The sequence below is a fragment of the Oceanisphaera litoralis genome (assembly GCF_016907015.1).
GTDB lineage: Bacteria > Pseudomonadota > Gammaproteobacteria > Enterobacterales > Aeromonadaceae > Oceanimonas > Oceanimonas litoralis.
In genome coordinates this window covers 26,147-38,712 of the sequence record NZ_JAFBBE010000005.1, presented here as the reverse complement: position 1 = coordinate 38,712, position 12,566 = coordinate 26,147, and the positions used below count along the sequence as shown (strand labels likewise).

The 12,566-nt window shown below is 58.9% G+C and carries 9 protein-coding genes; 2 read left to right on the top strand and 7 right to left on the bottom strand.

Going from position 1 to position 12,566, the window contains the following annotated elements:
- Positions 1-77: 77 nt before the first annotated feature.
- A complete protein-coding gene (gene guaB, locus HNR62_RS04110; protein ID WP_204794821.1) occupies positions 78-1,541 on the bottom strand; it encodes an IMP dehydrogenase in 1,464 nt (487 codons plus the stop codon).
- Between the two features lie 157 nt (positions 1,542-1,698).
- Here guaB and xseA point away from each other — a divergent pair, with 157 nt between their 5' ends.
- Both xseA and HNR62_RS04100 read left to right on the top strand, forming a co-directional pair.
- On the top strand, positions 1,699-3,051 hold the full coding sequence (xseA, locus tag HNR62_RS04105) for an exodeoxyribonuclease VII large subunit (protein WP_204794820.1): 1,353 nt from the start codon (positions 1,699-1,701) through the stop codon (positions 3,049-3,051).
- A 114-nt stretch (positions 3,052-3,165) separates the two neighbouring features.
- Positions 3,166-3,660 (top strand): aminoacyl-tRNA deacylase, encoded by a 495-nt coding sequence (locus HNR62_RS04100; RefSeq protein ID WP_239552583.1) that lies wholly within the window; start codon positions 3,166-3,168, stop codon positions 3,658-3,660.
- A gap of 106 nt (positions 3,661-3,766) precedes the next feature.
- Here HNR62_RS04100 and sucD read toward each other — a convergent pair whose 3' ends face one another.
- The 6 genes from sucD to sdhA all read right to left on the bottom strand — a co-directional run bounded on the left by sucD (position 3,767) and on the right by sdhA (position 12,565).
- Positions 3,767-4,639 (bottom strand): succinate--CoA ligase subunit alpha, encoded by an 873-nt coding sequence (gene sucD, locus HNR62_RS04095; RefSeq protein ID WP_204794818.1) that lies wholly within the window; start codon positions 4,637-4,639, stop codon positions 3,767-3,769.
- A gap of 4 nt (positions 4,640-4,643) precedes the next feature.
- Positions 4,644-5,810, bottom strand: a complete 1,167-nt coding sequence (gene sucC / locus HNR62_RS04090) for an ADP-forming succinate--CoA ligase subunit beta (RefSeq protein WP_204794817.1) — start codon at positions 5,808-5,810, stop codon at positions 4,644-4,646.
- Between the two features lie 117 nt (positions 5,811-5,927).
- Positions 5,928-7,142, bottom strand: coding sequence for a 2-oxoglutarate dehydrogenase complex dihydrolipoyllysine-residue succinyltransferase (gene odhB / locus HNR62_RS04085; RefSeq protein WP_204794816.1), 1,215 nt, complete (start codon positions 7,140-7,142; stop codon positions 5,928-5,930).
- Positions 7,143-7,160: 18 nt separating this feature from the next.
- Complete coding sequence (gene sucA / locus HNR62_RS04080) at positions 7,161-9,974, bottom strand: 2-oxoglutarate dehydrogenase E1 component (protein WP_204794815.1); 2,814 nt, start codon at positions 9,972-9,974, stop codon at positions 7,161-7,163.
- Positions 9,975-10,069: 95 nt separating this feature from the next.
- Complete coding sequence (locus HNR62_RS04075) at positions 10,070-10,786, bottom strand: succinate dehydrogenase iron-sulfur subunit (protein WP_204794936.1); 717 nt, start codon at positions 10,784-10,786, stop codon at positions 10,070-10,072.
- A 12-nt stretch (positions 10,787-10,798) separates the two neighbouring features.
- Positions 10,799-12,565, bottom strand: coding sequence for a succinate dehydrogenase flavoprotein subunit (gene sdhA, locus HNR62_RS04070; protein WP_204794814.1), 1,767 nt, complete (start codon positions 12,563-12,565; stop codon positions 10,799-10,801).
- Position 12,566 lies beyond the last annotated feature (1 nt).

Here is a 12,566-nt window from a genome sequence, read left to right as displayed (position 1 = left end):
ACAAAGACCGCCTGTGGGGGGCCAGACGGCAATAGAAAAACGGGGGGAACCAGCCCCCCGTCTACTGCGTTTCGGGATCAACCCAACCGGTAGTTGGGTGCTTCCTTGGTAATGGTGACATCGTGCACGTGCGATTCCTGGATGCCCGCGCCGGATATCTTAACAAATTCCGCCTTGGTGCGCAGGTCATCAATGGTGGCACTGCCGGTCAGGCCCATGGCACTGCGCAGACCGCCCATCTGCTGGTGAATGATTTCCTTCACCTTGCCCTTGTAGGGTACCCGGCCTTCGATGCCTTCGGGTACCAGCTTGTCGGCGGCGTTGTCGCTCTGGAAGTAACGGTCACTCGAGCCCTTGGTCATGGCGCCCAGAGAGCCCATGCCGCGGTAAGACTTGAAGGAGCGGCCCTGATACAGTTCGATTTCACCGGGAGATTCTTCGGTACCGGCAAACATGGAGCCCATCATCACGCAGTTGGCGCCGGCGGCCAGCGCCTTGGCGATGTCACCGGAGAAGCGGATACCGCCATCGGCGATCACCGGAATATCCAGCGCCTTGAGCGCTTCAACCGCATTGGCCACGGCGGTGATCTGAGGCACACCACAACCGGTCACGATACGGGTGGTACAGATGGAGCCCGGGCCGATACCGACCTTGACCGCACTCGCGCCCGCTTCCGCCAGGGCCAGGGCGCCGGCGGCGGTGGCCACGTTACCGCCGATAATCGGCAGATTCGGGAATGCCTTGCGGGTTTCACGAATGCGTTGCAGCACGCCTTCGGAATGACCGTGTGAGGAGTCGATCAGCAGTACGTCCAGGCCGGCATCAACCAGTGCCTGAATGCGCTCTTCATTGCCCGGAGCGGCACCCACGGCGGCGCCTACGCGCAGGCGGCCGCGCTCGTCTTTACAGGCGTTGGGCTTGCTTTCGGCTTTCTGGAAGTCTTTGGCACTGATCATGCCGGTCAGCTGGCCATTGGTACCCACCATCAGTACTTTTTCGATACGATGCTGCTGCATCAGGGCTTCAACCTGGTCGCGGGATGCACCGGCCTTGACGGTGACCAGGCGGGACTTTTCGGTCATCACCTCGTTGACCAGTTTGCTCATGTCCTGCACGAAACGAACATCGCGACCCGTGATGATGCCCACCAACTCCCCCTCGGCACTCACCACGGGATAACCGGCAAAACCATTCTGGAGGGTCTGTTCTCGCACCTCGGCAATGGTCATGTCGGGCCGTACCGTCACCGGATCGGATACCACACCGCTTTCGAATTTCTTGACCTTGCGAACCTGGGCGGCCTGGGCTTCAATCGACATGTTTTTATGAATGAAGCCGATTCCCCCTTCCTGGGCCAGCGCGATCGCAAAATCGGCTTCGGTCACGGTGTCCATGGCGGCGGAAACAATGGGAATGTTAAGATGGATGTCCCGGGTCAGGCGGGTACGAAGATCCGCGGTGTTGGGAAGCACGGTGGAATGAGCTGGGACCAGCAGTACATCATCAAAGGTCAGGGCGTCTTGGGCAATCCTAAGCATCGCAATATTCACCATCAGTTGGGGGAAAAATATTGCCGAAGAATTTTAGGCATCCGACCCCCTTCGGTAAAGCGATTTTTGTGATTTTGGCAAATTAAGCGCAAAATAGCCGGAAAACCGGCTTATTTTAATATAAAGATACTCACCAGGGGCCATTTTGCATCAGGATAAATTAACAGAGATTTATACGGTCACCCGCCTTAATCGGCATGCTCGCATGCTGCTGGAAGGCGAGATGGGCGCGGTTACCCTGAGCGGGGAAATATCCAACCTCGCCACCCCCGGATCGGGCCACTGGTATTTTTCGCTGAAGGACAATCAGTCCCAGTTGCGCTGCGCCATGTTTCGCGGCAACAACCGCAGCGTCGGCTTTAGGCCTAAAAACGGCGATCAGGTGCTTATTTTCGGCAAAGTCACGCTCTACGAGCCGAGAGGCGATTACCAGCTGGTGGCGCAAACCATGGCCCCCGCCGGTGAAGGTCTGCTCAAGCAGCAATTCGAGGCCCTCAAGCGCAGCCTGGGGGATGAAGGGTTGTTCGATCAGGATCGCAAGCGTCCGCTGCCCGAGCATCCGACCCGCATCGGCATCATCAGCTCCCCCACCGGGGCGGCGTTGCACGACATTCTGACCGTGTTAGCCCGTCGGGCGCCTCATTTGCAACTTGTGGTCTACCCCAGCCAGGTACAGGGCGAGCCCGCCGCCATGCAACTGGTGTCCGCCCTGGCCACCGCCAACCGCCGGGCCGAAACCGACGTGCTGATCCTGGCCCGTGGCGGCGGCTCGCTGGAAGACCTCTGGTGCTTCAACGACGAACGGCTGATACGCGCCATCGCTGCATCTCGCCTGCCGGTGGTCAGCGCCGTGGGCCACGAGGTGGACATCACCCTGAGCGATCTGGTCGCGGACCTGCGGGCCCCTACCCCTTCCGCCGCCGCCGAGCTGGTAAGCCAGGACGGCACCGCCCAGCAGCAACAATATCAACAGTGGCAGCAGCGCTTGCAACAGGCGCAGCGTCGCTATCTGTTGCAAAGCAGCAACCGGCTAACCCGCCTGAATGCTCGCCTGCAATTACAGCATCCCCGACAACAGCTGCAGCAGCAGGCCCAGCGGCTGGACCAACTGCAGGCCCGCCTGCAACGTGCCCTGCGGCAACGACTGGAGCAGGCCAAGCAGCGCCTGAGCAATGCCCGGCTGCGTTTGCAACACCAGCACCCGGCCCAACGTCTACAGAGCCGTCAGGCGCTGCTCAGCGGCCTTCAGCTACGCCTGAACAGCCAGGTGAAAGTCCGCCTCGAGCACAGCGCCCACCGGCTGGCCCTGGCCGGCTCGCGACTCAATGCCATCAGTCCGCTGGCCACGCTTGCTCGTGGCTACAGCATCACCCAGCTGAACGCACGGGTGATCACCGATGCCGGCCAGCTGCAACCGGGAGACGAGATACGCACCCGCCTGGCTCGGGGGGAAGTCATCAGTCAGGTGCTGGAAAGCCGTGAGGCGTCAGGGATCTGAAGCAAAGCCCCAAATGAGGCATTTCAAAGTCAACTTTACACGGGCGAGCTATACTGAAGGGGCAGCTAGAGAAGGCGGCCGATATGGCCTTGCCTTCGGGAGGTAGCTATGGGTATGTCAACAAGACTGAAACAGTATCTGGATCAACACCATATCCCCTATGAAAAGGTGCACCACGCCTATTCTGAAGGCGCGACCCAAAGCGCCATTGCCAGCCATGTTCCGCTCGCGCAAATGGCCAAGGCGGTCATTCTGGAGCGGGATGACGGTAAATCCATCATGGCGGTGCTGCCTGCCGCCGACAAGGTCGACCTGCAACGGCTGAATTATCTGACACACAGCGAAGTACAGCTGACACCGGAACACACCCTAGGTAAGTGGTTCGATGACTGCGATCCCGGCGCCATTCCTGCCCTGGGTGAAGCCTATGCGCTGGACACCCTGGTGGACGATGAAGTGCTCGGCCTGGCCGATGTCTATATGGAAAGTGGTGATCACCGGGATTTGATCCATCTGAAAGGCGACGACTTCCGCCGTCTGGCCAGCCGCTGGCAACACGGTCAGTTCAGCGTCAAGCCCGATCCCTGGAGCCGCGTCGAGCGGATGTAATGTAAAACGTGAGGGGTGAGGGGTGAGGCGTAAGACAAAAAGGAGCCTTACGGCTCCTTATTTCTTTCTTACAGCTTAACGCTTATGGCTTGCGACTAAGGTGCTGTTACCAGCCGGTGACTTCCCGCAGCGCCTTGCCGATATCGGCCAGAGAACGTACGGTTTTCACACCGGCATCCTGCAGGGCGGCAAACTTCTCGTCTGCGGTGCCCTTGCCACCGGAGATGATGGCGCCCGCATGGCCCATGCGCTTGCCCGGAGGGGCGGTCACACCGGCGATGTAGGACACCACCGGCTTGGTGACATGCTGCTTGATGTAGGCGGCGGCTTCTTCTTCGGCGGTGCCGCCGATTTCACCGATCATCACGATGGCTTCGGTTTCCGGATCTTTCTCGAACAACGCGAGAATGTCGATAAAGCTGGAGCCCGGAATGGGGTCACCACCGATGCCCACGCAACTGGACTGGCCGAAACCTTCGTCTGTGGTCTGCTTGACCGCTTCGTAGGTCAGGGTACCGGAGCGGGATACGATGCCCACCTTGCCCTTCTTGTGGATGTGGCCGGGCATGATGCCGATCTTGCACTCGTCCGGAGTGATCACACCCGGGCAGTTGGGGCCTATCATGCGCACGCCGGTTTGTTCCAGCTTCACTTTCACGTCCAGCATGTCCAGGGTAGGGACGCCTTCGGTAATGGTGACAATCAGCTCTATGCCCGCGTCGATGGCTTCCAGAATCGCATCCTTGCAGAAGGCCGCCGGCACATAGATAACGCTGGCGGTAGCACCGGTCACTTCAACCGCCTCACGCACGGTATTGAACACCGGCAGGCCCAGATGCGTGGTACCGCCCTTGCCGGGAGACACGCCACCCACCATGCGGGTGCCATATTCGAGGGCCTGTTCGGAATGGAAGGTACCCTGGCCACCGGTGAAACCCTGACAAATCACCTTGGTGTTTTTGTTGATCAGAATGCTCATGCTGTTATTTCCCCTGTGCGGCGTTGACGACCTGCTCGGCGGCGTCGGTCAGGCTGGTGGCGGCGATGATGTTCAGGCCGGATTCTGCGAGCCTGGCGGTGCCGGCGTCGGCATTGTTGCCTTCCAGTCGCACCACTACCGGGACTTTGACGCCCACCTCTTTCACCGCACCGATAATGCCGTCGGCAATCATGTCGCAACGCACTATGCCGCCGAAGATGTTCACCAGCACCGCTTTCACATTGCTGTCGGAGAGAATAATCTTGAATGCCTCGGTCACCCGTTCCTTGGTGGCACCACCACCTACGTCCAGGAAGTTGGCGGGTGAACCGCCGTGCAGGTTGACGATATCCATGGTACCCATGGCCAGGCCGGCGCCGTTCACCATGCAACCTATGTTGCCATCCAGCGCCACATAGTTCAGCTCCCATTTGGCGGCATGGGCTTCACGGGCATCGTCCTGGGACGGATCGTGCATGTCACGCAGCTTGGGCTGACGGTAGAGGGCGTTGGAGTCGATGTTGATCTTGCCGTCCAGGCAATGCAGATCGCCGGCGGCGGTGATCACCAGGGGATTGATTTCGAGCAGGGCGAAATCATAGTCCAGGAACATCTGTCCCAGACCGAGGAAAATCTTGGTGAACTGCTTGATCTGGTTGCCCTTGAGGCCCAGTTTGAATGCCAGCTCACGGCCTTGATAGGGCTGGGGGCCGACCAGGGGATCGATGGCGGCCTTGTGGATCAGGTCGGGGGTCTCTTCGGCCACCTTCTCGATTTCCACACCGCCTTCGGTGGAGGCCATAAACACCACCCGACGGGTACCCCGGTCGACCACGGCCCCCAGGTACAGTTCTTTTGCGATATCGGTACAGGACTCAACCAGGATCTTGGCAACCGGCTGACCTTTGGCATCGGTCTGATAGGTCACCAGGTTTTTACCCAGCCAGTGTTCTGCAAATTCTCGTATCTCTTCTTTGGTGTTAGCCAGTTTGACGCCACCGGCCTTACCGCGGCCTCCGGCGTGAACCTGACATTTCACCACCCACATACTACCGCCGATCTTGCTGGCGGCTTCCACTGCTTCCTGTGGATTGTCACATGCATAGCCTTCTGAAACGGGGAGACCGTATTCAGCAAACAATTTCTTTGCCTGATATTCATGCAAATTCATGTTGTGTTTCCGTTGTTGTGTAGGGATTCAGAGTATATTTGTATTTCCGTTATCTCATTATTCTTCATGTCTAAAAGGCCGGGCCGACGCCCGACCTCAATATCGCTGTATCTGGGTTTACACGTCCAGCAACAAGCGGGTCGGATCTTCCAGCAGTTCCTTGATGGAAACCAGATAGCCGACCGACTCGCGTCCGTCGATAAGACGGTGATCGTAAGACAGGGCCAGATACATCATCGGCTGTATTGCGACTGTACCGTCAACGGCCATGGGGCGGTCCTGGATCTTGTGCATACCCAGAATGGCGCTTTGCGGCGGGTTGATGATGGGGGTCGACATCAGGGAGCCGAATACACCACCGTTGGTGATGGTAAAGTTACCGCCGGTCATGTCGTCCACGGTCAGTTTGCCGTCACGACCCTTGATGGCCAGTTCCTTGATGCTCTTTTCGATGTCGGCCAGGCTCAGACGATCACAGTCACGCAGCACCGGGGTGACCAGACCACGAGGGGTGGATACCGCTATGCTGACGTCGAAGTAGTTGTGATACACGATATCTTCACCGTCGATGGAGGCATTCACTTCCGGGTAGCGCTTGAGCGACTCGACCACGGCTTTCACATAGAAAGACATAAAGCCCAGACGAATACCGTGACGCTTCTCGAACACCTCCTGATACTGCTTGCGCAGGCTCATGATGGGGCCCATGTTGACCTCGTTGAAGGTGGTCAGCATGGCGGTGGTGTTCTTGGCTTCGAGCAGACGCTCGGCGACACGCTTGCGCAGACGGGTCATGGGCACCCGCTTCTCGGTACGCTCACCCAGCGGAACCACAGGGGCTTCGGCCTTGGCAGCAGGTGCTGCGGCAGGCTTGTTGCCGCCCTTGATGAAGGCTTCCACATCTTCCTTGGTGATGCGACCGCCCTTGCCGGAGCCGGACAGCTTGGCCACGTCGATGCCGTGCTCGGCCACCAGACGACGAACCGCCGGGCTCAGGCTGTCCTCGTCGGACTTGGCGTCGGCTTTGCTTTCTTCCTTCGCTTCACCATTGGTGGCAGAAGCGGTCTTTTCTGTGGTCGCTTCACCGGCCACGGCACCCTGCTTGAGCTTGCCGATCAGCTGCTGACCCAGCACGGTGGCGCCGGCGTCTTCGATGATGGCTTCCAGAACACCGGCTTCGGGTGCCGGTACTTCCAGTACCACCTTGTCGGTTTCGATGTCGACGATCACTTCGTCGCGCTCAACCCGGTCACCCGGTTGTTTGTGCCAGGTGGCGATAGTGGCATCGGCGACGGACTCGGGTAAGTCGGGAACCTTGATTTCGATGGTCATCAATATGTCCTTTGTGCGTTATGCTTCAGTCAGCGTCAGTGCGTCTTCGACCAGCGCTTTTTGTTGTTGTAAATGAACCGAGGTGTAGCCCACCGCCGGCGATGCCGAGGCTTCGCGACCTGTATAACGCAGGTTCGCTCCCGCCGGAATCGCCGCCCGGAAGTGATGCTGGCTGCAATACCAGGCCCCCTGGTTCTGCGGCTCTTCCTGACACCAGACGAAATCGGTTACGTGCTGGTAGTCGGCCAGAATCGCGGCAACCTCTTCCTGAGGGAACGGATACAATTGCTCGATCCGAATAATGGCCACATCCGTTTGTTCCTGCTTGCGCCGCGTTTCCAGCAAATCGTAATACACCTTGCCGGAACAAAGCACTACACGCTTGACGCCTTTGGGATCCAGGGAGTCAATTTCACCGATGGCATTCTGGAAGGTGCCGCTGGCCAGGCTTTCCAGCTCGGACACCGCCAGCGGATGACGCAGCAGCGACTTGGGCGTCATCACCACCAGTGGGCGACGCATGGGGCGCAGTACCTGACGACGCAGCATGTGGAACACCTGCGCCGGCGTGGTGGGCGCACACACCTGCATGTTGTGCTCGGCGCACAGCTGCAGATAACGCTCCAGACGGGCACTGGAATGCTCCGGTCCCTGACCTTCGTAGCCATGAGGCAACAGCAGGGTCAAACCGCACATCCGACCCCACTTCTGCTCACCGGAGCTCAGGAACTGGTCGATCACCACCTGGGCACCGTTGGCGAAGTCGCCAAACTGGGCTTCCCACACGGTCAGGCCTTCCGGCTCGGCGGTGGCATAGCCGTATTCGAAGGCCATCACCGCTTCTTCGCTCAGCACAGAGTCATAGACCTGAAACTGACCCTGGCTCTCGGACAGGTGACACAGGGGGGTGTAGGTGCTGGCATCGTTCTGATTGTGCAGCACCGCATGGCGGTGGAAGAAGGTACCGCGGCCCGAATCCTGGCCGGTGAGGCGAACCTCATAACCGTTGTCACACAGGGTGGCATAGGCCAGCACTTCGGCAAAACCCCAGTCGGCCAGCTTTTCGCCCTTGGCCATCAGCTTGCGATCGGTGTAGATCTTGCCCACCTGACGCTGCAGGGTATGGCTCTCCGGGTAGTCGGTCACCCGTTCGGCCAGGTTTTTCAACTTGTCCAGCGGATAGGCCGAATCGTAGGCCATGTCCCACTCGTGGCCCAGATAGGGAGACCAGTCGACGGAGTGCTTCTCCATCGGGCGCCATTCCTTGACCACACACTCGCCGTGATCCAGGGAGTCACGATACTCGTTGATCATGGCGGTGGCGTCTTCCGCAGAGACGGTGCCCTTGTCGAGCAGCTTGTCTGCATAAATCTTGCGCGGTGTCGGGTGTTTCTTGATCTTCTGATACATCAGCGGCTGGGTCGCACTTGGCTCATCGGCCTCGTTGTGACCGTGACGGCGATAGCAGACCAGATCGATCACCACATCGCGACCGAACTCGTTACGGTAGTCCAGCGCCAGCTGAGTGACCTGTATCACGGCTTCCGGATCGTCCGCATTGACGTGGAAAATCGGTGCCTGCACCATCTTGGCGATATCGGTACAGTATTCGGTAGAACGGGTATCGCGCGGGTTGGAAGTGGTAAAGCCAACCTGGTTGTTGATCACGATCCGGATGGTGCCGCCCACACCATAGCCGCGGGTCAGCGACATGTTGAAGGTTTCGGCCACCACACCCTGACCGGCGAAGGCCGAGTCGCCGTGAATGGTGATCGGCAGCACCTGACGACCATCCGGGTTGTCCAGTCGGTCCATGCGCGCCCGTACCGAGCCGATAACCACCGGGTTGACGATTTCAAGATGCGAGGGGTTGAACGCCAGCGCCAGGTGCACCGGGCCGCCGGGGGTATCGAAGTCGGAACTGAAGCCCATGTGATATTTAACGTCACCGGAGCTCTGTACTTCGTACTTGCCGGCAAAGGCATCGAACAGATCCTGAGGACGCTTGCCCAGCACGTTGACCAGCATGTTCAGACGACCACGATGCGCCATGCCGATGACCACTTCCCGGCCCCCCTTCTCACCGAAGCGACGGATCAGCTCCTTGGTCATGGGAACCATGGCATCGCCGCCCTCGAGAGAGAAGCGCTTGGCACCGGGGAACTTGGCACCCAGGTACTTTTCCAGGCCTTCGGCGGCGGTCAGGTTGTCCAGGAAACGAAGCTTGTCTTCGTCAGTGTATTTGGGTTCACCCACCACAGGTTCGAGCTGGCTCTGGATCCAGCGTTTTTCCCGGGTGCTGGTGATATGCATGTACTCGGCACCGACGGGGCCGCAGTAGGTCTTCTTCAGCGCCGCCACCAGATCCTTCAGCTTCATGGTTTCCTGGCCGATGGCATAGGATCCCACGTTGAAGGTCGCATCCAGATCGGCACCGGTCAGGTTGTGGTAGGCCGGATCCAGCTCGGCCACCAGATCACGATTCCACAGCCCGAGCGGATCCAGGTTCGCATTCTGATGGCCACGAAAACGATAGGCGTTGATCAGCTGCAGAACTTTGACTTGCTTGGCGTCGGTGTGGGGATCACTGACCGGAGTGGCATAACGGGAGGTGTCTTTGGCGAGGCGGCGGAAATAATCTCTTACTTGCGAATGAGGTTGCTCCTGCACGTTCTCTTCTTGCACCGGCAGGCCGTTGAATACGGTCTGCCATTGCTCGGGAACCGAGTCAGGGTCGGCAAGATATGCCTCGTAAAGGTCTTCTACATAGGTCGCATTGGCACCGGCCAGGTAAGAGGATTCCAGCCAGGCTTGCATTACGCCATTGTGCATCTTTATCCCTTTATAACGTCTCGACAGGGCTACTGTCGTTCTGGTCATCGAGTCAAAGCCGCCCTTGCGGGCGGCTGATTATCTAGCTGGGACGATTAAACTGCCCGCTTCAACAGCATGGATTTGATATGACCAATGGCCTTGGTGGGATTCAAACCCTTGGGACATACATTCACACAGTTCATGATGCCATGACAGCGGAATACGCTGAAAGCATCATCCAGTTCGGACAGTCGCTCATCGGCGGCGGTATCGCGGCTGTCGGCCAGCCAGCGGTAGGCAGCCAGCAAGCCGGCCGGACCGATAAACTTCTCTGGATTCCACCAGAAGGAGGGGCAGGAGGTCGAACAACAGGCGCACAGGATGCACTCGTACAGTCCGTCCAACTGGGCACGCTCTTCCGGTGACTGCAGATGCTCGCGAGCCGGCGGCAGCTTGTCATCGGCAATCAGGAAGGGCTTGACCTTTTCCCACTGGGTATAGAACTGGCTCATGTCAATCACCAGATCGCGCACCACCGGCAGGCCGGGCAGCGGACGAAGCACCACCTTGTTATCCTTGCCCAGCAGGTCGGACAGCGGCGTAATACAGGCCAGGCCGTTCTTGCCGTTCATGTTCACGCCATCGGAGCCACAGACGCCTTCGCGGCAGGAGCGACGGAAAGACAAGGTCGGCTCCTGTTCCTTGAGCGCAATGAGGGCATCCAGCACCATCATGTCGGAACCTTCGGCTACTTCCAGCCGATAGTCTTTCATATAGGGCTTGGCATCGGTTTCCGGATTGTAGCGATAGACAGAAATAGTAACTTGCATCATCCCCTCCCCTTAGTAGGTACGCGCTTTCGGCGGGAATGCATCACGGGTATTCGGTGACATATTCACGGACCGTCTGGTCATGGACTCGGTTTCCGGGCTGTACAAGGAATGGCACAGCCAGTTTTCGTCGTCACGCTCCGGATAATCGAAACGAGAGTGGGCACCCCGGCTTTCGGTACGGAAATTCGCGGCCACGGCAGTGGCGTAGGCGGTTTCCATCAGGTTGTCCAGCTCCAGACATTCGATCCGCTGGGTATTGAAATCGCTGCTGGTATCGTCCAGACGGGCGTTTTTGAGGCGCTCGCGGATGGTTTTCAGCTCGGCCAGGCCGGCAGCCATGGCATCACCTTCCCGGAATACCGAGAAGTTGTTTTGCATGCACTGCTGCAGATCTTTCTTGATCTGTACCGGGTCTTCGCCGTCGCGGTTGTTTTCCCAACGGTTATAGCGCGCCATGGCGGCGTCTATATCCGCCTCGGTCGCGTCTTTGATGTCGGTCAACTCGTTCAGCGCTTCGGTCAGGTGACGACCCACAGCGCGACCGAACACCACCAGATCCAGCAGTGAATTACCACCCAGACGGTTGGCACCGTGTACCGATACGCAGGCAATTTCGCCGACGGCGAACAGGCCTTTCACCGGTACGTCCTTGCCATCGGCATCGGTTTTCAGAGCCTGGCCATTCACGTTGGTCGGAACGCCGCCCATCATGTAGTGACAGGTAGGAATAATCGGAATCGGCTCTTTGACCGGATCCACGTGGGCGAAGGTACGGGACAGCTCGCAGATGCCGGGCAGACGGGATTCGAGTACATCCTTGCCCAGATGATCCAGCTTCAGCTTGATATGCGGACCCCAGGGACCATCACAACCACGGCCTTCACGGATTTCGATCATGATGGAACGGGCGACCACGTCACGACCGGCCAGATCCTTGGCGTTGGGTGCATAACGCTCCATGAAGCGCTCGCCGTCCTTGTTCAGCAGGTAACCGCCTTCACCCCGGCAACCTTCGGTCACCAGTACGCCGGCACCGGCGATACCGGTGGGATGGAACTGCCACATTTCCATGTCCTGTACCGGCACGCCGGCACGCAGAGCCATACCCACGCCGTCACCGGTGTTGATGTGAGCATTGGTGGTGGACTGGAAGATGCGACCGGCGCCGCCGGTAGCCAGAATGGTGGCCTTGGCCTTGAAGTACACCAGCTCACCGGTTTCGATATCGATGGCGGTACAACCCACCACGTCGCCATCCTGGTTTTTCACCAGATCCAGCGCATACCATTCGGAGAAGACGGTGGTCTTGTGCTTGACGTTTTGCTGATACAGGGTGTGCAGCAGGGCATGACCGGTACGGTCGGACGCCGCTGCGGTACGGGCCGCCTGCTCGCCACCAAAGGCCTTGGACTGGCCGCCGAAGGGACGCTGATACACCTTGCCGTTGTCGAAGCGGGAGAAGGGCAGGCCCATTTTTTCCAGCTCGAGAATGGCTTCGGGGCCGGTCTGACACATAAATTCGATGGCGTCCTGGTCACCGATATAATCGGAACCCTTGACGGTATCGTACATGTGCCATTCCCAGTTGTCCTCATGAGCATTGCCCAAGGCTACCGTAATACCCCCCTGAGCGGACACGGTATGTGAACGAGTCGGAAATACCTTGGACAAGAGCGCGCAGCTCTTGCCGGACTCGGCAATTTGTAGCGCGGCACGCATGCCCGCACCGCCGGCGCCGATAACCACGGCGTCGAATTCGCGAATTGTAATAGTCACC

Excerpts from the sequence above, each read along its gene's own strand:
- guaB (WP_204794821.1), bottom strand. The coding sequence starts at position 1,541 with ATGCTTAGGATTGCCCAAGACGCCCTGACCTTTGATGATGTACTGCTG.
- HNR62_RS04100 (WP_239552583.1), top strand. The coding sequence starts at position 3,166 with ATGTCAACAAGACTGAAACAGTATCTGGATCAACACCATATCCCCTAT.
- sucD (WP_204794818.1), bottom strand. The coding sequence starts at position 4,639 with ATGAGCATTCTGATCAACAAAAACACCAAGGTGATTTGTCAGGGTTTC.
- sucC (WP_204794817.1), bottom strand. The coding sequence starts at position 5,810 with ATGAATTTGCATGAATATCAGGCAAAGAAATTGTTTGCTGAATACGGT.
- odhB (WP_204794816.1), bottom strand. The coding sequence starts at position 7,142 with ATGACCATCGAAATCAAGGTTCCCGACTTACCCGAGTCCGTCGCCGAT.
- sucA (WP_204794815.1), bottom strand. The coding sequence starts at position 9,974 with ATGCACAATGGCGTAATGCAAGCCTGGCTGGAATCCTCTTACCTGGCC.
- HNR62_RS04075 (WP_204794936.1), bottom strand. The coding sequence starts at position 10,786 with ATGCAAGTTACTATTTCTGTCTATCGCTACAATCCGGAAACCGATGCC.